Annotated in this window: 20 protein-coding genes, 1 pseudogene and 1 riboswitch; of the genes and pseudogenes, 9 read left to right on the forward strand and 12 right to left on the reverse strand. The window is 44.5% G+C overall.

The genetic code is table 11. The features are described 5' to 3' along the window. Positions 1-24 precede the first annotated feature (24 nt). Both AACQ93_RS20145 and AACQ93_RS20150 read right to left on the reverse strand, forming a co-directional pair. Positions 25-1,302 carry a winged helix-turn-helix domain-containing protein gene (locus tag AACQ93_RS20145; protein WP_064608180.1) on the reverse strand — a complete coding sequence of 426 codons (1,278 nt, stop codon included), beginning with the start codon at positions 1,300-1,302 and terminating at the stop codon, positions 25-27. Positions 1,303-1,566: 264 nt separating this feature from the next. After that, positions 1,567-2,019: a DUF3069 domain-containing protein gene (locus AACQ93_RS20150; RefSeq protein ID WP_064608182.1), complete on the reverse strand. Its 453-nt coding sequence runs from the start codon at positions 2,017-2,019 to the stop codon at positions 1,567-1,569. Between the two features lie 284 nt (positions 2,020-2,303). Between AACQ93_RS20150 and AACQ93_RS20155 the strand changes: the two genes are divergently transcribed. The 6 genes from AACQ93_RS20155 (at position 2,304) to AACQ93_RS20180 (ending at position 6,533) form a co-directional block, all read left to right on the forward strand. After that, on the forward strand, positions 2,304-3,242 hold the full coding sequence (locus tag AACQ93_RS20155) for a GGDEF domain-containing response regulator (protein WP_198160278.1): 939 nt from the start codon (positions 2,304-2,306) through the stop codon (positions 3,240-3,242). Between the two features lie 272 nt (positions 3,243-3,514). Next, positions 3,515-4,177: a YceH family protein gene (locus tag AACQ93_RS20160; RefSeq protein ID WP_064608190.1), complete on the forward strand. Its 663-nt coding sequence runs from the start codon at positions 3,515-3,517 to the stop codon at positions 4,175-4,177. A 145-nt stretch (positions 4,178-4,322) separates the two neighbouring features. After that, positions 4,323-4,613: a GIY-YIG nuclease family protein gene (locus AACQ93_RS20165; RefSeq protein WP_064608193.1), complete on the forward strand. Its 291-nt coding sequence runs from the start codon at positions 4,323-4,325 to the stop codon at positions 4,611-4,613. Positions 4,614-4,714: 101 nt separating this feature from the next. After that, entirely contained in the window at positions 4,715-5,167 is a 453-nt protein-coding gene (locus tag AACQ93_RS20170) for a hypothetical protein (protein ID WP_157097615.1), read from the forward strand. A 61-nt stretch (positions 5,168-5,228) separates the two neighbouring features. Then, positions 5,229-5,768, forward strand: coding sequence for a YaeQ family protein (locus tag AACQ93_RS20175; protein ID WP_007465393.1), 540 nt, complete (start codon positions 5,229-5,231; stop codon positions 5,766-5,768). Positions 5,769-5,885: 117 nt separating this feature from the next. Then, entirely contained in the window at positions 5,886-6,533 is a 648-nt protein-coding gene (locus tag AACQ93_RS20180; protein WP_064608196.1) for a YdcF family protein, read from the forward strand. A gap of 68 nt (positions 6,534-6,601) precedes the next feature. Here AACQ93_RS20180 and AACQ93_RS20185 read toward each other — a convergent pair whose 3' ends face one another. The 8 genes and pseudogenes from AACQ93_RS20185 to AACQ93_RS20220 all read right to left on the reverse strand — a co-directional run bounded on the left by AACQ93_RS20185 (position 6,602) and on the right by AACQ93_RS20220 (position 14,136). Next, positions 6,602-7,270, reverse strand: a complete 669-nt coding sequence (locus tag AACQ93_RS20185) for a glutathione S-transferase family protein (RefSeq protein ID WP_064608199.1) — start codon at positions 7,268-7,270, stop codon at positions 6,602-6,604. A gap of 12 nt (positions 7,271-7,282) precedes the next feature. Next, positions 7,283-7,894 (reverse strand): glutathione S-transferase, encoded by a 612-nt coding sequence (locus AACQ93_RS20190; protein ID WP_064608201.1) that lies wholly within the window; start codon positions 7,892-7,894, stop codon positions 7,283-7,285. A gap of 153 nt (positions 7,895-8,047) precedes the next feature. Then, positions 8,048-8,716, reverse strand: coding sequence for a TenA family protein (locus AACQ93_RS20195; protein ID WP_064608203.1), 669 nt, complete (start codon positions 8,714-8,716; stop codon positions 8,048-8,050). 20 nt (positions 8,717-8,736) lie between these two features. Next, on the reverse strand, positions 8,737-9,678 hold the full coding sequence (locus tag AACQ93_RS20200; RefSeq protein ID WP_064608205.1) for an ABC transporter substrate-binding protein: 942 nt from the start codon (positions 9,676-9,678) through the stop codon (positions 8,737-8,739). Between the two features lie 61 nt (positions 9,679-9,739). After that, positions 9,740-10,453: pseudogene (locus AACQ93_RS20205) on the reverse strand (ABC transporter permease); the annotation flags it as partial. A gap of 121 nt (positions 10,454-10,574) precedes the next feature. Beyond that, positions 10,575-11,360: an ABC transporter ATP-binding protein gene (locus AACQ93_RS20210; RefSeq protein ID WP_157097616.1), complete on the reverse strand. Its 786-nt coding sequence runs from the start codon at positions 11,358-11,360 to the stop codon at positions 10,575-10,577. Positions 11,361-11,382: 22 nt separating this feature from the next. Next, positions 11,383-12,210 carry a bifunctional hydroxymethylpyrimidine kinase/phosphomethylpyrimidine kinase gene (gene thiD, locus AACQ93_RS20215; protein ID WP_064608207.1) on the reverse strand — a complete coding sequence of 276 codons (828 nt, stop codon included), beginning with the start codon at positions 12,208-12,210 and terminating at the stop codon, positions 11,383-11,385. A gap of 88 nt (positions 12,211-12,298) precedes the next feature. Beyond that, positions 12,299-12,396, reverse strand: a riboswitch (TPP riboswitch). A 147-nt stretch (positions 12,397-12,543) separates the two neighbouring features. Beyond that, positions 12,544-14,136 (reverse strand): FAD-binding oxidoreductase, encoded by a 1,593-nt coding sequence (locus AACQ93_RS20220; protein WP_064608209.1) that lies wholly within the window; start codon positions 14,134-14,136, stop codon positions 12,544-12,546. A 272-nt stretch (positions 14,137-14,408) separates the two neighbouring features. On the opposite strand from AACQ93_RS20220, the gene AACQ93_RS20225 reads away from it, so the two are divergent. After that, positions 14,409-15,047: an N-acyl amino acid synthase FeeM domain-containing protein gene (locus tag AACQ93_RS20225; protein ID WP_064608211.1), complete on the forward strand. Its 639-nt coding sequence runs from the start codon at positions 14,409-14,411 to the stop codon at positions 15,045-15,047. A gap of 54 nt (positions 15,048-15,101) precedes the next feature. Here AACQ93_RS20225 and AACQ93_RS20230 read toward each other — a convergent pair whose 3' ends face one another. After that, on the reverse strand, positions 15,102-15,674 hold the full coding sequence (locus AACQ93_RS20230; protein ID WP_064608213.1) for a PhnA domain-containing protein: 573 nt from the start codon (positions 15,672-15,674) through the stop codon (positions 15,102-15,104). A gap of 384 nt (positions 15,675-16,058) precedes the next feature. Between AACQ93_RS20230 and AACQ93_RS20235 the strand changes: the two genes are divergently transcribed. Both AACQ93_RS20235 and AACQ93_RS20240 read left to right on the forward strand, forming a co-directional pair. Next, positions 16,059-16,547: a hypothetical protein gene (locus AACQ93_RS20235; RefSeq protein WP_064608216.1), complete on the forward strand. Its 489-nt coding sequence runs from the start codon at positions 16,059-16,061 to the stop codon at positions 16,545-16,547. A gap of 207 nt (positions 16,548-16,754) precedes the next feature. Beyond that, the gene (locus AACQ93_RS20240; protein ID WP_064608218.1) at positions 16,755-17,927 is read left to right on the forward strand and encodes a S1 family peptidase; all 1,173 of its coding nucleotides are present in this window, start codon (positions 16,755-16,757) and stop codon (positions 17,925-17,927) included. Between the two features lie 107 nt (positions 17,928-18,034). Here the strand turns inward: AACQ93_RS20240 and AACQ93_RS20245 are convergent, their stop codons facing one another. Further along, positions 18,035-19,324: a cytosine deaminase gene (locus AACQ93_RS20245; RefSeq protein WP_064608220.1), complete on the reverse strand. Its 1,290-nt coding sequence runs from the start codon at positions 19,322-19,324 to the stop codon at positions 18,035-18,037. Positions 19,325-19,428: the final 104 nt, after the last annotated feature.

A 19,428-nucleotide genomic window follows, 5' to 3' on the forward strand; every position in this document is an offset into this window, starting at 1 on the left:
TGTTCAATTAGTCGTGAATGAGTCTCATTTTTCCTCAGAAACTGTACTATTAAACAGCTTGTTATATTTGGTGCTGTTATTTATCCAATAAATACCGGTAGCAGGGTAAAACACCAGATCCAGAAATGGCTGTTGATAAAGCAGGTAGCTGTAGACAATGCGCTTGTGTCTGAAATCGTCCCGCATTTTGGCTTCGGTTTTTAGTGCCGTGGATTTGTCTTCAATAATCACATCGCTTGGCTGGTAAGCCCAGTGGAACATGTCGGGTTTCAACGTGGCTGTCGCCAGAAACGGAGAATGATTTTCAACCATAGAGATGGTTGCTGCTCGCACAGACAATGCATGGTGGAAGTCCGTTTTAGCTTCAGTAATAAACGACATATAAGAGTAACTGAAACTATCCGGGTTGTTATTCGATATGTAGTAATGAACGATTTTAGACTGGATACCGGACCCATCCATATAGTTCATATGTACCTGCGCAGTTGGTTCTCGTGCAAGGTCGGTTTGAATGATCGGAGATTCTCGAACTGTTCGAGTTGTTGAAACCAGAAAATCGGAGAATCGTTTCCAGTCCTGCTCTTCAATTGTGTACGCAAAATCCGTATTTGGCAGACAGGCTTGCTTGTTATCTACCTTGCACCAAGCAATAGAATACAGGCCCTGGCCTTTATAGGCATAACCTTTGATATTCTGAATTATTGGTGGGTTGAATTTAGCCGTATGCATTTGATAGGCAGTAGACAGTTTGTGCTTTATATCTTCAATATCATCGCGGTTATCGGCGATAAACGTCAGTTTATTACTGTCCCAGGTTACATTTTCTGTCAGGAAGCGGGTTTCTTCTAATGGTGTAAAGTCATCAATATTCCAATAGATAACAGCACTGGCTGCCAGCACAGTAGCAGTCGCTAGTAACGAAAACCCAAAGACTTTCTTTCTGAAACGCTTCTGTTTTTCTGAAGGTACCTTTTTCAGCGGGTATGGAAGGCGTTCGAATTGCGTGATTTGATATCCGACACGTGGCAGCGTTTCGATGACATCGCCTTTACGATGTTCATGTAGTTTAACTCTCAGGGCACGGATTACCTGAAAAAGCGAAGCTTCTGAGACAACCCGCTCAGGCCAGCCTGCTTTCAGAAGTTCTTCTTTAGTAACGGGCCTGTGATTATTGATCAGAAAAGAGAGAATCTTTTGTTCTGAAAGGTTAAGTTTTTGTGTTGAGTCAGCAGATTGAATAATGCCTAGGCTCGGAATGAAGTAAACTTCAGTTCGAAATTTAATCTGTTCGTTGCTTGACATTCATACCTCTGCTTTTCGGAGAAAAAGCGTAACTCTAAATATAAAAATAGTCCTGTTTATACCGGAAGGGGCACATGTTTATTATTCTGGAGCCGGTATTAAATAGACGGTGTTAATTGATGTTTTACGCAGGAAAACAAGTTTACCACGAAAAAAAACGATTGGTATAAGTAGATGGAATTACTTGCGTTATTCGTAGTGAATTGAAGGCAGGTCGGGTGAATAAAGAAAGGGAGGCATACGCCTCCCTTTGCTTAATCCAGCTTACTTCTGAAAGATTTCCTGGAATTCACGCTTCATCGGCGGGTGACGACGAGCTTTCTTAAGCTGCTTACACATGTCCTTAACACAGTTGTGAAGCACTTTGTCCAGCATTACAGCTTTGTACTCAGCAAATTCGTCATCAGTCATATCTTCAGGCTTGTTTGTTTCCTGCATTTCGCCCAGGAAGTCTACACCTGAGTAGCTCTGGCTCAGAGCGATCAGAGAGTGGAACTGCTCGAAGTTGTCCAGAACGTTTTGTGCACTTGCAGGTAGTTGGTTCCATGCCTCGTGAGAAATATCTTCAGATGCTTTATAAACATTCACAAGCATATCTAGAAGTTCTTCAGGCACTTGCTCAAACTCAACAACCTGACGCAGTTCAGGAGAACAGTCATCAAGAGTGAATGCCACTTCTTCTACTGTTTGCTCTTCTTTTTTTTCGATTTCAGACATCGTATTTCCTACAGCATGAATAGTTAAGGAGGTGGAATCCTATAGTCCTGTCAATAAAAGTCAACATCCTAATGATAGTCGAGCTTTCGAACGATCAATTTAAAACATCTGTTTGGTGATTTGCATGAAATTGCCGACATGGTTTGGAAACTTGTTAACAAAGTCACGTTAGTAGAGTTGGTGTGAAGTTAAGCTCATATAAACCTTGGTGTTTATATGCCTGTGCTATAAATTAAACACAGGACAACTGTTTTTATTACAACAGGATGCTTTACATGGAAGCAATGCGGATTTTACTTGTCGATGATGTTCATTTAGAGCGAATGCAGCTGGCTATGAGGTTGCAGCGTTTGGGGCATGTTGTAGAGGCAGTCGCTTCCGGGAAAGAGGCAATCGAAAAATACCCTCTGTTTGACCCAGACCTGGTATTGCTTGATGTAAGTATGCCGGACATGAGTGGTACAGAAGTGGCTGAACAAATCAGGATAAAACACCCTGATTGGGTGCCGATTATTTTTTTGAGTGGTCATGATGAACCGGAAATGATTGCCAAGGCAATTGATATGGGCGGCGACGATTACCTTGTTAAGCCTGTAAATAAGATTGTGTTGGCATCTAAGCTGAAGGCGATGCAAAGGATCGCCCACATGAGACATCAGCTGAAGGAAACAACGGTACAGCTTGAACAAGCAAATGAACTGTTGTCACAACAGGTGAATGAAGATGGCTTGACCAAGCTGGCAAACCGTCGTTATCTGGATCAAAAGTTAGTTGAGTTTATTGCCTGGCATGGTCGTCATAACCTTTCACTGACCATGATTATGATAGATGTCGACCATTTCAAACTCTACAACGATTATTACGGTCACCTTGAAGGAGACCGCTGTCTTCAGTCTGTCGCTAAAGAACTTAAGTCAACCTTCAGCCGAGCCGGTGAACTGGCTGCTCGTTATGGTGGTGAAGAGTTTGTTGTTCTGATCAGCAACTGCGATAAAACCCGTGCGGTGCGGGAGTGTGGCCGCCTGAAAGGCAGTATTGAAAAGCTGGCGATTCCGCATGCTAAATCTACGACTGCTGACGTGGTCACTATCAGTCAGGGAATGGTGTCGTGGATGCCTACCGGCCTTGAGACTATCGAAAACATGTACGAAATAGTCGATAAGGTTCTTTACAAGGCTAAAGAGCAGGGGCGTAACCGCTTTGTCGCGGCTGAGTTTACCTAAGAATAAATGCTTACCTCTATGCAAACTGACAATGGGACACAAAGGTGTCCCGTTTGTTTGTGTTATCTCTCAATAATCACAGTCAATTGATTGATTTTAAGGCAATCAAACCGTCAGGTGCTTGTTGTTCAGACAGGTCGTGCTAATCTCCCTAAGAACTCTTTTGCCGATCTAGGTTTCAGTGCAGATCCCAATGCTATGCAAAGCAGGCTTTTGGCTAAGCAAAGCATCGGAATCAGTATTGTTAAAAGTAAGAAGGGTGAGGGAAGATCATGGAAATATGCTTTACACCGATTGAAGCGCGTGTAGTTGGTTGCTTGTTGGAAAAAGAAGTGACGACCCCGGATCAATACCCATTGACATTAAATGCACTAACAACGGCCTGTAATCAGAAAAGTAACCGTGAACCAGTGATGTCGCTGGATGAGGCAACGGTGCTGGACACGCTTGAGTCACTCAAGACCAAGCGTATGATTCAGGAAGTCACCGGCTTTGGTAGCCGTGTTGCCAAGTATCAGCATCGTTTTTGTAATACCGAGTTCAGTACTCTGCAGTTTACTGAGCAGGAAAAAGGTATTGTTTGCGTTATGCTGTTACGTGGTCCTCAAACGTCGGGTGAACTACGTACCCGAACCAACCGTCTGTGTGATTTCACGGATGTTAAAGAAGTTGAATCTGTTCTGACGCATATGGTTGAGAGTGATAAAGGCTCATATGTCGTTAAGCTTCCGCGTGAGGCAGGCAAGAGGGATTCTCGCTACATGCATCTGTTCAGTGGTGAGGTTGATGTTGAAGCATTGGCCGAAACGTCTCAGCCAGCTGTTTCTTCTTCATCAGGTACATTAGCGCGGGTTGAGCAACTTGAAACGGAAGTTGCTGAAATGAAGCAAGAGATTGCAGAGCTTAAAGCATTGATCGAATCACTGACCTCTTAATCAGTACCGAAATATAATTTACGAAAAGCTGAATACAGATAACAGCTTAAATAAAAGATATTACTCAGGCCCGGTAACTACCGGGCCTTCTTATATAAGAGATGTCCGGCACTAGGCTGATCACCAAGAGCAAAAGGAAAAGAAAGTGACAGAAAAGACGGCTGCTCAATGGTCGGTGTATTTGATCAGAACGGCTTCCAACCAACTATATTGCGGGGTAACAACAGATGTTGAGCGCCGCTTCAATGAACATCAAAACAGCAAAAAAGGCGCTAAGTTTCTGAAGGGTAAAGGACCTTTGGAGTTGGCATGGTCAGAACCTGTTGGCGATAAAAAAAAGGCAATGAGGCTGGAGTACAAAATAAAGCAGCTGTCGAAAGCCCAAAAAGAGTCAATAGTTAATAAAACCTTGCAAATTAATGCTTTGCTGGAATAAAACATTGTTCTAACGATGTGCGTTCGATCACGAAATTGACCACGCATAGTCGCTCGAATCACGTATGATCGAATCATAAATACACGTGAGGTTGGTTGGCTGTGTTACGTAAAATCTGGTGTTTGTGTTTATCTTTACTGATGACTGTTTTTGTTGCTGAAGCATCTGAGATTACCGATGCTCGTTATCCTGGTGAGCCAGGGGATATAATTCGTGACAAACTTGTTGGTATTTACGCGACATTTCAACTGAAGGAAGCTGTGATTCGTGGTTGTAACCGTCTGCACAGCAATGTAAGCAATGATGTGGCTGATGTGTTTGAAGCCTATGGCAAGCTTGCACAGGATTATATTGAAGAAGGTAAGCGCCTGCTCAATGAAGAGATGCCTGCGGTTGAAATGATGGAGTGGAAAGCATCTATGGCCAATGCCAGAAAGCATTACCAACAGAAGTTCAGCCAAATGCCACTTCCTGAGTTGAAGATGGAATGCCAGCAACTGGCAACAGAAATGGCCACAGTTAACAGACAGGTTATTGCCTTGAAAAGCCAATAGAAATTGAACTCTGCTCTCATTCTTACTACACTTCGGGCATCTTAAATTTAGGTAATCTGTTATGGCACTTAAAGCCACTATCTATAAGGCCCAGTTCAACGTTGCTGATTTGGACCGCCATGTCTATCTGGACAAATCCCATACCCTTGCCTGTCATCCGTCAGAGACCGTTCAAAGGCTGATGCTTCGCCTTATGGCATGGGGTTTAAATGCTGATGAAGAGCTGAACTTCACTAAAGGTCTGTGTGATACCGATGAACCGGATCTTTGGATCAAAAATCTGAATGATGAAATTGAGCTTTGGATTGAGCTTGGTTTGCCAGATGAAAAACGCCTGAAGAAGGCGGCACACCGTTCTAAGAAAGTGATTATTTTCGCTTATGGTGATAATGCAGCACCGATCTGGTGGCAGCAGAACAAGAGTAAGGTTACTCAATACGGCAATATCTCAGTGGTGTACATCAATGATGCAACCCTTGCAGAGCTGGAAGCCATTGCCGAGCGTACTATGCAGCTTCAGTTAACTATTGAGGGTGAGCAGGGTTGGTTGAGCTCTGGTGAAGTCAGCTGTAACATCGTGCCTGAGTGGTGGCACCGTTAATCGTTGCTGATTGGTCGTTTCTTGTGAAATTGTCCCAATATACCTCTTAAAGAATGGCTGCTTCGCTTCTAGCGGCAGCCATTTTTGTTTTCACCGATAAATGAATAAGGAAATTCTATGACCCCAAAAGTACATGCTCTGGCTCAACGGATCTGGAATTACCATCTACTCAATAATCCTCTAGAAAAATGTGACTGCATCTTTGTCCTTTGCAGTAATGATGTCCGTGTTGCTGAGTATGCTGCGCGACTATATTTGGAGGGTTATGCGCCTTACATTGTTTTTTCTGGTGGTGAGGGGGAGCTGACAAAAGGATTGTTCCCGGCGTCAGAAGCTGAACATTTTGCCGCTATCGCTGCGGATATGGGTGTATCAGAAGAGAAAATTCTGGTCGAGCCTCGATCCAGTAATACCGGTGAAAATGTTACTTTTACCCGTTCACTGCTTGCTAACAGGGGGCTGGAACCACAGCGTTTGATGCTGGTTCAAAAGCCGTTCATGGAAAGAAGAGCGTATGCCACGTTTATGAAACAGTGGCCAGGGAAAGAGCTTGTTGTTACTTCACCCCCGCTGTCTTTTGATGAATATCCTAATGAGCAGTTAACCTACAGTGATGTAATTAACGTAATGGTTGGCGATCTTCAAAGGCTTAGGACTTACCCTGACAAGGGCTTTTCTGCTCATCAGGATATACCGGAAGATGTTTGGGAAGCGTTTGAATCATTGGTAGAGCTTGGCTTTACCGAGCATTTGATTTCAGCCTGATTATTTTGAATTTATCAAAACACCGGACTCTGTTTCAGTGGCCGGTGCATCTGTTATTGTCGTGTTGTTTATCGTGTCACCATCTCCCTAATTTCTTCTGCCTTTTCTTCATCACTGAGATCTGATGATGGTGGGATGAGGATGCCTTTTTTGCATGCGGGCCTTTCTGCTATTTCATTTACCCAGCGCTGAAGGTGAGGTAAACCTTCAATATCAATTCCACTCCATTCATAGATTCGCACCCACGGCCAGGTGGCGATATCCGCTATGGTGTATTCATCTCCGGCCAGGTAGGCGCTGTGAGCGAGCTGAGTGTCCATAACTTCAAACAGTCGCCGACCTTCATGTTGATAGCGTTCAATAGCTGACGGGATTTTCTCCGGAAAGTAGCGGTAAAAGACATTGGCTTGTCCCATCATTGGTCCGACACCTCCCATCTGGAACATAAGCCATTGAATAACTTTAGAGCGCTTCTTTGGTTCAAGTGGCAGGAACTCGCTGGTTTTTTCAGCCAGATAGAGCAGTATTGCGCCGGACTCGAATACCGTGAAGTTATCGTTATCAGTATCAATAATGGCTGGTATCCGTCCGTTAGGATTAATAGCAAGAAAAGCGGGCTGCTTTTGATCTTTTGCCATTAAATCTAACGCATGAACCCGATACTCAAGTTCCATTTCTTCTAATGCGATAGAGATTTTATGTCCGTTAGGTGTGGCAGCAGTATAAAGCTCGATCATGGCAGTCTCCGTTTATCCTTTGACAGATGGGCGTTCTAAGATTTGTTGGTACCACTCGCGTAGGTTAGGTAAGCTGTCGTCTGGCTCGATTTCCAGATTCTTCATAAATTCGCATAAAACAACCGTTGTAATGTCGGCGACGCTGAAATGTTCTCCGGCAACGAAAGGGGAAACGGCTAACTGGTTATCAATAGTCGGCAGAAATTCAATTAATCTTTGGCGAGATTCATCACCCCATGCCGAGATACATTTTTCTCTGTCCTGATAGATGCCGGTAATATTGCGAAACGCCTGCATGGCAACTAGCAGCCCTTTTAACTCCACGAGTCGTTGCCACATTTCAATTGTTGCTTTCTCTAGTGGGGTATTGCCAAAAAGGGAATGATCAGAGGGATAAGCCTCATCAAAATAACGGCAGATTGCGATTGATTCACAGATGGTCGTGCCGTCGTCCAGCTCTAATACAGGTATCTGAGCGTTCAGACTTTTTGCCCTGAACTCATCACTCAGGTTTTCGCCGCCAAGAATATCTACGTGGACACGGTCTACATCAATGCCATTTTCGGCCAGAAAAATACTGACGCGACGTGCACTCGGTGCCGGACCAAGTTCATAGATTTTCATGTTTCCACCGTTAGTTACTCAGAACCTGATTAAAACTTATGCAGTAAAGGAGTGGTGAGTCAAGGTGAAGCGGGAGAATACCGATGGTGTATTGATTGAATGAGAAAACAGGCTCTTGGTTGAGAGCCTGCTGAAAAGATTAATGATTGGAGCTTAATTATCTGAAGCGTTCAGTCCCTGTTGCCAGAATGCGACTTCCATTCTGGTGGCTGTTTTGAATATTTCGCACAAGCGCTGACCGCGACGACTGTTTAAAGGAACTTCTTCCAGCATCAGATCCAGTCGCTCAATGGTTTCTTTGGCTCCCAACTGGAATTCATCACCACTATATAGCTCAATCCAGCTTCTGTATGGATTGGTTTCAATCGTGGTTTCGCTCCATTCGGCCAGCCATTGTCCGATCACAGCGTAGCCGATTGCACAAGGAGCGAGTGCGGTGAAAAGATCCGTTCGGTCTCCGGCCATTCCGGTATCGAGAACATAGCGGGTGTATGAAACAGTACCGAAATCTTCCGGCTCACCTTCCATATCGGACTCTGTAAGCCCCCACTTTGCGCAGTATTCAATGTGGTGGCTCATTTCGGAATTAAGTAGCGCATTAAGGCTTGGCAGCGGTTCTCGCATTTCAGCCAGAGAGTTTGACTTGAAAACAGCCAGGGCATAAGCGCGGGCATAATGTTTCAGGAACAGAAAGTCTTGTTTAAGGTAATGCAGGTATGCGCTTTCACTAAGTTCACCTTTACCAAGTTGGTGGACAAAAGTGTGTCGGGTGTAGCCTTGCCAGTCTTGTTTGCAGGCATTGATTAAATCTTGATGATTCATTGTCTTTCCTTGATGCTGAATTAGTAAGTCAGAACGTAATCTTGGGCTTTTGGTAGTTTATTGATGATTTTGTGTTGCTTCATAAATGCGGCGTAGTCGTCATAACGTTTGAGCTCTACCGCGCCCGGACGGAGTGCAAAACGTGTCAGAGTGTCTTCCCATGCCTGACGGTTTAGGTCGTTATTCAGGGTATCCGGTGCGTAGGCAATGAACTCTAGCCATGCTTTTTCCGGGTGGTTGATCAGGTAAACAGTTGCCTTTTCAATGGCAGTGTTGAATTTTTCGATTGTTTCAAGGTTGTACTTGTTCGGGTTGGCAACAACAATCAGCTCGTCATAAGGCGGAACACCGTGCTCTTCTGGGTAGAAAGCGGTTGCTTTGTAGCCTTCAAGTTCAAGTTGGTTCAGTTCAAAGTTACGCAAGCCGCCCCAGATAGCATCGACTTTTCCTGAAGCCAGTGATGAAGACAATGCCCAGCCGACATTAATGATTTTCACCTTGTCCATGCTGACATGTGCTGAACGCAGCATGGTGCCGATAGTCGCCTCTTCGTTTCCACCAATGGCGACACCGATGTTTTTTCCTTCCAGGTCAGCCAGTGATTTAATGTCGGACTTATCAAGAACGATCAGTGAGTTAAGTGGTCCGGAAATTAGTGTGGCTGAACGAACCAATGGAAGACCGGCGGCGGCCCCCGAAATTAGCGTGCTCTGGTAAGAAACGGCCAGGTCGGTTTTTCCTGCAGCGACCAGTTTGTCCGGAATACTCGGATCAGCTGGTTCCTGGATCTCGACTTCCAGCCCCTGTTCGGCAAACCAGCCTTTTTCTTGGGCAAGGATGATTGGGCCGTGATTCGGGTTAACAAACCAGTCCAGTATCAGGCTGAGTTTTTCTGCCGCGGCGTTAAATGAGACGACGGAAAGGGATAAGGCTGCGATGCTGTGAAGTAACTGTTTTTTCATTAAAGATTCCTTTATGAAGTGATTATTGTTGTGTGGTTTATTTTTGCGTGTGCGATTAAGCTTATTTTTCCTGCCATGGAATCGCTTTCTTAAGCAGTCTGTCGGCAATGAAATAGAGGCTGACTGAAAACAGTGCCAGGATAAAAAGGGCGGCGAACATTTCGTCCACAAACATCCGGGCATTGGCCTGTAACATCAGATAACCGAGGCCTTCGCTGGAGCCGACCCACTCACCGATCACGGCACCGATAGGTGCGACAACAACGGCGACTCGAATGCCGGAAGCTAGGGCGGGTAGCGCAGCAGGCAAGCGGATGTGTCGTAGAAGTTGCCAGCGAGTCGCCCCCATGGTTTTTGCCAGATCCAGATAACCGCTCGGTGTTTGACGTAATCCGTCATAACAACAGGTTGTGACCGGGAAGAAGATGATCAGTGCTGCCATAACAATTTTTGATGCCATTCCGTACCCAAGCCAAAGCATCAGGATAGGGGCAATAGCAAAAACGGGGATTGCCTGACTGGCTATTAAAATCGGTAATAGCCAGCGACGAAGCGGCGCAAATAACAACATTTGCAGGGCGAAAAATAGTCCCAGAATTAACCCTAGTGCTAACCCTAAAATGATTTCAGAACCGGTTACGAGCGTGTGGTGCCAGAGAATATCGTAGCGCTCAATGATCTTGCTGAAGACAGCAAGCGGCCCCGGCAAAATAAACGGAGGAAGTTCCAGTAAGCTGACAAGACCTTGCCACAAGACGAGCACGCCCGACGAGCTCAATATGGCTCGTTTGCCTGACGCTGATATACGTTTGGTGAACTCTGCTGAAGGCTGGTTTGAAACGACGGAAGGTGTTGGTTTCTCAGCTTTTGATGTCAGCGATGCTGAGATAGGAAGATCAGACATAATCTTTCTCCAGTAGCTCAATGATGGTTTGTTGATGATGAGCTGTTTCAGCATCAAACTGCCTTGGAGGTATTTTCTGCGGCACTTGCAGCTTGGTTAGCTGTACAGGTTTTCCGGACATGATGTAAATATTGTGTCCCAGCCGTAAGGCTTCTTGCGGATCGTGAGTGATCAGCAGAACGGTACGTTCCTTGAGTAGTCGCGCAGAAAGGCTCTGAAGCTTATAGCGTGTAACGGCGTCAAGTGCTGAAAAGGGTTCATCCATCAGCACCAGCGGTTTGTCTTGCATCAGTGTTCGGGCAAGCGCAACTCGCTGGCGCATTCCCCCTGAAAGCTGGTGCGGCATTGCTGATGCGTATTGAGCGAGGCCGACAGCTTTAAGCAACTCATGTGCTTTTTGTATCTCAGGCTGATTATTAGATGTATTGGTGGAGGCTCCGAGGTGAAGGCCGAGGCAGACGTTATCAATAACAGACAGCCAAGGCAGCAGAAGATCCTGCTGCGCCATGTAAGCAATACGCCCTGACAACGGCAGGCAATCTGACGTAATCAGTTCGCCATTCCAGGTGACTTGCTCATCCATCAGCTCAGCAAGAAAACGGAGCAGGGTAGTTTTTCCGCAGCCACTTTTGCCCAGAAGACAAGTCCACTGGTTTGATGGCAACGACAGATTTAGCTGGGAAAATAGTTCCTGTTCTGCATCGTTAAAAGCCAGAGATACGTTTTTCAGGCGCACGGAAACGCCAGGCTCAGTCAGAGCCTGTTGATTAGTATTCATTGTAGTTACTCGGTTTTAGCGGTTATTCAGCTTTAAAGTGTCCGGCAAAGAAATGGTGAACCGGTCCGTGACCTGAGCCTATTTTAAGATCGCTGGCATGAAGAATGGCTTGAGTAATATAAGCTTTGGCATTCTTTACAGCGTCGATCAGTTCATGCCCTTGAGCCAAGTAAGAGGCGGTTGCGGATGAAAGGGTGCAACCTGTACCGTGGGTATTTTGTGTATTGATTCGAGGGGTACTGAGACGAATAACATCATCTGCCAGTATTAATAGATCTGTGCTGTTTTCATCCTGTTCAAGATGTCCGCCTTTCAGCAGAACTGAACGGGAACCAAGCTCGCGTAATGCGGTGATCATCGCATTCATATCCTGCTCAGTCTTTGGTAACTCTGCACCAGTCAGTGCTGCCGCTTCTGGCAGGTTAGGGGTAATGACATCCGCCATTGGTAGCAGTTCAGTTTTCAGGGTGGAAATGGCTTCTTCTTGCAAAAGGAGATCGCCGCTGGTGGCAACCATCACAGGATCAACAACCAGAAACTGGGGCTTGTACTCATGTAGCTTTGTCGCAACCGAGCGGATGATGTTTGCGTCACTGAGCATACCAACTTTTACCGCTTTCACGTCAATGTCACTGAAGACGGCATCAAGCTGTTGTTCTACAAACGAAGGGTCGACAGGATAAATACCGGATACTCCCAGCGTGTTTTGTGCTGTAAGCGCAGTGATAACTGAGCAGGAGTAGCCACCAGTTGCGGAAATAGCTTTGATATCGGCCTGAATGCCGGCACCGCCACCGCTGTCAGAGCCGGCAATAGTTAAAGTGATAGGTGTTTTAGATGGAACTGCCATAGCGACTACCCTTATGTGTAGTGCGCAGGGTAGCAGGTATCGCTGACAAGGTGTCGGATCACTGGTGATACAGTGGTTGGCATCTGAGAGGATACGTTTGCTAGTTCCCTACGCCATTATTAAATGGATCAGGTTCAACGGGTCCCACCGAAGTGGTCTCAGCCATAGGCTCCCCGACTAACATACAGATTATATTCTGTTCAATTAACAGCACTTTAGGCTGCTATTTGTTGTTGCGTTATTCTAACCATGTTTAATGTCATTGAGCAATACAGGTAAGATCTTTCGCTCCAACTTTAATCAATATATGAGAGTTGTACTGATTGGTTGTATCTATGACTCAGTCAGTACAGGCTCTGCTTCCGTGTTTTGAGCTTGTTCACCCATTATGTCACTGGGTTCTGTTTTTCCTGATTCAGGAGAGCCTGTCATCCAGTATTTGCCTGGCGACAAGATATTGTTTGGATCGACAGCCAGCTTCAGGTTGTTGAGCAGTTTCAGGTTAGATGAGGCAATATAAGGTTTAATGACATCGAACATACCTGAGCCGCTGCGGTATGGGCAAAATCCGGCTGTAAGCAGGGCATTATCCAGTTCTTTGTGGAAATCTCGTGCTTTAGCTATTTCATCTTCTGTTTTACCGAAGCGAATATTAGCGATCATGACCACAGCTCGCTCACTGACATTGGTCAGGCTGTACCGCTCTTCATAGCCATATTTTTCGAAAACCTGATGGCAGACAGACAGCATCTCTTTGATGTCTTTTTTTGAGAAACTGCTGACAGCACAAATCCAGCGGAAGCAGGCAGGAAAATCAGAGGTTTTCATTTCGGATGTGGCTTCAGGATGGTCAAGAAGAGTTTTGATCGCGTCATCAGAAGGGATGCCTTTTTTGAGATCGATCACCAGCTGTAGTCCGTATAAGGCCGGAGATTTCAGGTGCTCATTGATTTTACAAAGGACTCCCCAACGGAAATCATCCATCATGAAAACTCTTGCGCGAGGCAGGTGTTGCTTGATGGTTTGTTTAAAGTATTTATAGCGTGCTTTCACAATCGACCTAGGGCCGGCTAAAGAGGTCGTCAGAACCCAGGCTCCGGCAGCTTTAGATGCCAGTTCACCGACAGCACGTGTCATGCTGACTGTATGAACACCGCTGGTTACAACGCCTTTGAGTTTTAGTTCTGCAATTGTTGAGACCATTTCCGGGGCATCGGCTTCATCACGGCACATCACCATGACGGTTGCCTGATATTCCGGCTTTGGCTGAAGCGCGATCGTCATATCAAGGACAATACCAAGGTTTGATTGCGAAAACAGACCGTTAAGAACAGGTCCGATACCATAAGGGTAGAGGTGTTTTGCTTTGCTGGAAGGGAACATCTCCATACCGGTGGTGATGATTTCACCATTAGGAAGAAGGACTCGCATAGAAAGTACATTGCTGAAGCGATCACTGTAATCAGTATGACCAAAGCCACGCTCAAGCAGGTTGCCGACCACACTGGTATGTGAACCGGCAGCGGTAATATCAAGCTGAAGAGAAGAATTAATGTTTGTCAGTGCCTGATGGAGCTGCAATTGAGTAATGCCCGGTTGGACTCTGACATAGGCGTGCTCTTCATTGATTTCTAAAACTTCAGATAAGCGGCTGAGGTTGATAATAACCTGTTTAGAGCGGGTGCCCTGAGCTGTGCCATATCCCCAGTTGCGTCCCTGGGCTACAGGGTGAATTTCAAACGAATATTTATTTGCTGCCTGTACTGTTGCTATTAGCTGTTCTTCGTTTTCAGGCCAAACCACAGCAGATGGGTAAGTTATGCTGCCGTTCAGAGCCAAAGCATATTCACTGAGAGTTTCCTGGTTGTGGTTGATTTGATGGCCGGTGTAGATCCCGGAGAGAACAGAGAATAACGCAGTATCCATATTCGATTTTCCTACTGATGGTGACAAAAAACATGCACCGGTGAAGTTGTTATCTTTATTTAACAATGGGTTAGTGGGGTATTTTGCAGGAAAAAAGAAAATAAACAGTTTAAATCATCATGATATGTGAAGCGTATTGCACAAATGTTTTGTTATATCTGACAATCGTGAATTAATTTGGATAATGGTTTATGAGCAGAACAGAGAATTGCTCCGGCGCATTGTATTCATTTTCTGTAGCCCGGAGGGTAAATTGAAAATCTGGAATCCCTATGCAATATGACAATCTGACAAACCACATTTGTCGAACTGAAGAAGAAAAGATCACAGCATATAATATTCGTTATCAAGCTTATACAACCGTTGGTTATAACCCTGTATCTACTCGCGGCTTATTTTCAGATGAGTTTGATGAGAAGCCAAATAATATTACATTTCTTTTAAAAGATAATGGTAAGCCTTTTGCTACGGTCAGGGGGAGTATATTACATCGTCCACTGGGCTGGGTTGATATTCCCTGTAAAGGAGGATTCGAAACGGAATTTGCTGAACTTGAAGAAGAGTTTGATACCATCATTGAAATGGGGCGCCTGGCGGTAATTCCAGAAAAGCGAGGTCTGGCGTCGATAGCTCCTTTGGCGTTGTTCAGCAATATTTATATGGTGGCTGAGCGATTTGGAAAAACTGCGATCGTTTGTGGTTCAAGCAAAAAACATAAGCGTTTTTATGAGCGACTCGGTATGAAAAGCATGTGCGATTTTGCACCACGGCCAAATACAGCAATAGACTTAACGTTGATGATGAAAGAGCTGAATCTAGATGAATTTATCAAACGCGGTTATTTGGATGAAGCAACGATTCGTCGATTGATTCCGTCTTTCCCTGAGGAATTATTACCAGAAGTTATATAAAGAAAAAGGCGCTTAATGCGCCTTTTTTCTGCTTGTCTCAAGACAAGTCAGCGATTACATCTTACGGCAGTATTCCGCGATGATAACCATGTTTGTGCCAGCTGCTTTACCAGAGATGTGCAGTGGGTTGTTAGTCAGGCGAATACCGCGTACAGCTGTACCCTGCTTGATTACAAGGCTCGAACCTTTAACTGGCAGATCTTTGATAATAGTAACGTTGTCACCGTTTTGTAGCGGAGTACCATTTACGTCAACAGTTTTAACTGAATCCAGCTCTTCAAGAGCGATGCCTTTCTCTGCCCACTCAACTGTGTCTTCTTCCATGTACATCATATCCAGCAGATCCTGAGCCCATGTTTCAGAAGACAGACGCTTAAGCATACGGTAAGCCATTACCTGTACAGCAGGAACCTGGCTCCACATGCTGTCGTTCAGGCAACGCCAGTGTGTTTGATCCATTGCTTCCGGATCTTCGATTTGAGTACGGCAAGTGTTACACACCATTACACAGCTACCAGCAGTTGTGTCAGGAGAAGCTGGTACTTCAAATACGCTCAGGTTGTCTTCAGAAGAACAAAGCTCACATTTTGCGCCAGAGCGCTCTTTAACGATATTTTCGATACTCATAAGGAAGTGTCCGTAGATTTATTGTGGCAATATTATGCACACCAATAGACGATAAGGGAAGAATTCAGGCTAGAGATCACAATTATTCATCACACATATGTGGTTTTTAGTATAGTAAATGACCACTTTCAGGCTCTTGACCAGTATTTTCTTTCAGATAAGTAAAAGGCTGACTCTTAAACATTGAATAGTATAAGTCTGTGTTTTGGCACTGAAACAATGCTCTGATAATGTGCAACTCGTGGCGTTTATTCTTGTGTGTTGGCGTTATTTTTCCTTGGATAATGTGGACTAATAATCGATTTTTAGTGAGTTTGGAACAATGTGAAATAAAAGCTAAAGTAAACATTGCCTTGTCAATTATTATTAAACATAGGGACTATGATGAAAAAGGCTATTTATTTGTTATCTGTGCTGGCGTTAGCAGGTTGTAATGAGGATGATATTAAAGATTTAGCAGAGGGGAATACTAAGGTATTTGCTGTAACTGGTGCTAACGTACAGAGTAAAATGGGGACAATCGACCCGGGTTATTATGATATCAAAACTATAACTGAAGGTATGAGCAGCACCCCGGACAAACTCCCGGTAGGAGCAAAGTCGACGCTGGCAAATTTAGGTATTGATGTTGAGGGTGAAGGTTGCGGAAAGATCGATATTACGCCGCCTTTGTGCTTCGAAGAGGGGAACTCTGATAGCTGCCTACCTTCCGAAATTAATATGTTGGGACTGGCTGTTTACACTATTGATTTGGATAAAGTAAAAACTGCTTCAGAGAACGGTTTTTATCCGACATTAGCAACTGATCTTGGTGGGCTATACGTTGATATCAGTTATCGGGAAGTCAGTTGCGACTACTTAAAGAGTTTATAAATAATTGTCTAATGACATCATAATTAAGAGCTGCCTCATTATTACTGAGTCGGCTCTTTTTGTGAATAAACACTAAAACAGTATTTGTTTTTTGTAATTCCTTTTGAAAATAAAACGAAGTTGTTCGCAATATCTTCCTTTCCATTATTCAGATCACAGCCTGAATGGTAGTTTGAATACCATATTTGTTCCTAAGAGTAGTGTTAAATGAAGTTGAAACAGCTGTCGGTTGCCGTTATCTTTTCGATGTTGATGCCTATTGCTTCTGCTAATGATGTTGTTCCGTTTGTTGTTGGTGGTGAGCCTATTCAGCCGCCGTCTTCAGAAAATTGGATGGTTTCTTTAAGGTTGACACCAAAACAAAACATGCATTTTTGTGGAGGCTCTATTATTGATGCCCATTGGGTATTAACGGCAGCGCACTGTGTAGTTCATTCGCGTGATTCCGGATATTTTGTCTTACAGCCTAATCAGCTAAATGTCATGGCCGGGACGTGGGATAACTCAGTTACTGACTTTGAAAATTTATATTCAGTTACCCATGTTGTTGTTCATCCTGACTACTCGCCTGATGCGAAAATTCAACAACAGACTGTTCCGGGCGATAGTACAACCTTCGAGCTGAAATCAATAGCTTTAGATAATGATGTAGCTTTAATTCGTGTTGAACGTGCTTTTAGTAATACTAACGCTGCATCTATTAAACTGGCAGCGCCGGAAGAGGCTGATGAGATAGATAATCGCTTAGGTAATGAGTGGCAAGAGCACCATAGGCCTGAAAATACAACAGTATTTGGATGGGGGGCTATAGATACTGCTGCGCAAGTTTCCACTAGTCAATTATTATCGACTTCTCTGTCTTATATTCCAATGCCAGATTGCTTTAAGCGTTTGGAACTTGGTAGCGAGATAAATGCAATTATCGACAGTCCGGTAAATAGAACTAAGATCTGTACATTGCCGCCTAAAATTATCTCCACAGAAGGAAGCGGTTTAGTGTATGGGCCTGATTCATGTAAAGGTGATAGTGGCGGACCGTTAACAGCACAAAATAACAATGGAGAATGGGTACAGATTGGGATTGTTAGTGGTGGTCCAGTTGGTGAGTTAGTGTGTGGTTCTTTAACACGACCGAGCTTTTATTCCCGTGTTGGTACTTATTTCAACTGGATTGAATCTTACAAAGGAACCATACCAGCTAGTACAGTGATAGAGCCCAGTATTATAACAGAGAGTCGGGCGAATAAATGTAGGACAGGAGTGGATGGAGTTGCACACACCAATTGCAACATGGTTGAGGGTAATGGCGGTTCTGCCTCACGGGCCGGATTACTACTTTTATCTCTTATCGGTTTCCTTCGTCGTAACCTGTTCAAATAAATCAGTTCTCGCTCTTAACAAATACCACCGCAGTTGCGATGGTATTTTTGTAATAACTCTATAAGCTTCTGTTGATGCTCTGGTGTTTAATTTATCCAATAAAGCGATTATTCACGTTTGAAGGTTATGATTTCGCTTTGTTCGCCAAGGCTAAGCTTTGTTAATGCCGGTTGAGTTTGTGCGATGACCTGGCCATTTCGAATTGAGTACTGAACCGGTACCTGACGGCGAATAGCATCAAAGCCATTTTCGGCAGGGAGAATAATTAAATTACCCGGTTTGCCGACTTCGATACCGTAATCCGGCTCAAGACACATCGCTTTCGCTGAATTCTTATTAATCAAATCAAGTGACTGATTTATCTGCTCATAACCCATGATTTGGCAGACATGCAGACCCATATGAAGAACCTGCATCATATTGCCGGTTCCCAGCGGATACCATGGGTCAAACACATCGTCATGGCCAAAGCAGACGTTTATATTGGCAGCCATCATTTCTTTTACACGGGTAACACCACGGCGCTTCGGGTAGTCATCAAACCTTCCTTGAAGATGAATATTAACCAGAGGGTTAGCGACAAAGTTAATACCGGAGAGTTTAAGTAACCGGAACAGGCGGGATGTATATGCGCCATTGTATGAGTGCATGGCGGTGGTATGACTGGCAGTGACTTTGCTCCCCATATCGTATTTGTGGGCAAGAGCTGCAAGAGTTTCAATGAAGCGTGATTGCTCATCGTCGATTTCGTCGCAATGGACATCAATTAGACGGTTATATTTTCGAGCCAGATCAAAGATGAAGTGGAGTGATTCTATACCGTATTCGCGGGTGAATTCGAAGTGGGGTATGGCACCGATTACATCAGCTCCCAGCCTGACAGCTTCCTCCAGCAGCTCCTTACCATTTGGATAGGAGAGAATCCCTTCCTGCGGGAAAGCAACAATTTGTATGTTGATGTGATCTTTCATCTCCTCTTTCACTTCAAGTATCGCTTTCAGTGCGGTTAAGTTTGGATCTGAGACATCAATATGGGTTCGGACATGTTGGATACCGTTGGCGATCTGCCATTTTAGAGTTTGGCTGGCACGTGTTTTTACATCATCTTTTGTAAGCTGAGCCTTGCGTTCGGCCCATCGTTCTATCCCTTCAAATAAAGTGCCGCTAATGTTCCAATTTGGCTCTCCGGCTGTTTGGGTTGTGTCTAAATGAATGTGGGGCTCACAGAAGGGAGGGATAGCTATGCCACCTGCACCGTCAATGACTCGGCCAGTGAATTTGTGGGTATCGCTGTCAGGACCGACATATTTGATGATGCCATCTTCAATCAGGATTTGCTGACGCCCTTGTCGGTCCAGTAGCGAAATATTCCTGATCAGGAGGCTGCTTTTGTCCATATTCATGTCCTTATTCTGATTGTCTGGCTTTTTTCAGAAGTCATTCGTTATTGATAGATAAAGCTGATATTTTTCCATTAATCCTTTAAATATTAACAGGTTAA

It is taken from the genome of Photobacterium sp. J15 (assembly GCF_963870815.1).
Taxonomy (GTDB): Bacteria; Pseudomonadota; Gammaproteobacteria; order Enterobacterales; family Vibrionaceae; genus Photobacterium; species Photobacterium marinum.

Excerpts from the sequence above, each read along its gene's own strand:
- AACQ93_RS20145 (WP_064608180.1), bottom strand. The coding sequence starts at position 1,302 with ATGTCAAGCAACGAACAGATTAAATTTCGAACTGAAGTTTACTTCATT.
- AACQ93_RS20150 (WP_064608182.1), bottom strand. The coding sequence starts at position 2,019 with ATGTCTGAAATCGAAAAAAAAGAAGAGCAAACAGTAGAAGAAGTGGCA.
- AACQ93_RS20155 (WP_198160278.1), top strand. The coding sequence starts at position 2,304 with ATGCGGATTTTACTTGTCGATGATGTTCATTTAGAGCGAATGCAGCTG.
- AACQ93_RS20160 (WP_064608190.1), top strand. The coding sequence starts at position 3,515 with ATGGAAATATGCTTTACACCGATTGAAGCGCGTGTAGTTGGTTGCTTG.
- AACQ93_RS20175 (WP_007465393.1), top strand. The coding sequence starts at position 5,229 with ATGGCACTTAAAGCCACTATCTATAAGGCCCAGTTCAACGTTGCTGAT.
- AACQ93_RS20180 (WP_064608196.1), top strand. The coding sequence starts at position 5,886 with ATGACCCCAAAAGTACATGCTCTGGCTCAACGGATCTGGAATTACCAT.
- AACQ93_RS20185 (WP_064608199.1), bottom strand. The coding sequence starts at position 7,270 with ATGATCGAGCTTTATACTGCTGCCACACCTAACGGACATAAAATCTCT.
- AACQ93_RS20190 (WP_064608201.1), bottom strand. The coding sequence starts at position 7,894 with ATGAAAATCTATGAACTTGGTCCGGCACCGAGTGCACGTCGCGTCAGT.
- AACQ93_RS20195 (WP_064608203.1), bottom strand. The coding sequence starts at position 8,716 with ATGAATCATCAAGATTTAATCAATGCCTGCAAACAAGACTGGCAAGGC.
- AACQ93_RS20200 (WP_064608205.1), bottom strand. The coding sequence starts at position 9,678 with ATGAAAAAACAGTTACTTCACAGCATCGCAGCCTTATCCCTTTCCGTC.
- AACQ93_RS20210 (WP_157097616.1), bottom strand. The coding sequence starts at position 11,360 with ATGAATACTAATCAACAGGCTCTGACTGAGCCTGGCGTTTCCGTGCGC.
- thiD (WP_064608207.1), bottom strand. The coding sequence starts at position 12,210 with ATGGCAGTTCCATCTAAAACACCTATCACTTTAACTATTGCCGGCTCT.
- AACQ93_RS20220 (WP_064608209.1), bottom strand. The coding sequence starts at position 14,136 with ATGGATACTGCGTTATTCTCTGTTCTCTCCGGGATCTACACCGGCCAT.
- AACQ93_RS20225 (WP_064608211.1), top strand. The coding sequence starts at position 14,409 with ATGCAATATGACAATCTGACAAACCACATTTGTCGAACTGAAGAAGAA.
- AACQ93_RS20230 (WP_064608213.1), bottom strand. The coding sequence starts at position 15,674 with ATGAGTATCGAAAATATCGTTAAAGAGCGCTCTGGCGCAAAATGTGAG.
- AACQ93_RS20235 (WP_064608216.1), top strand. The coding sequence starts at position 16,059 with ATGAAAAAGGCTATTTATTTGTTATCTGTGCTGGCGTTAGCAGGTTGT.
- AACQ93_RS20240 (WP_064608218.1), top strand. The coding sequence starts at position 16,755 with ATGAAGTTGAAACAGCTGTCGGTTGCCGTTATCTTTTCGATGTTGATG.
- AACQ93_RS20245 (WP_064608220.1), bottom strand. The coding sequence starts at position 19,324 with ATGGACAAAAGCAGCCTCCTGATCAGGAATATTTCGCTACTGGACCGA.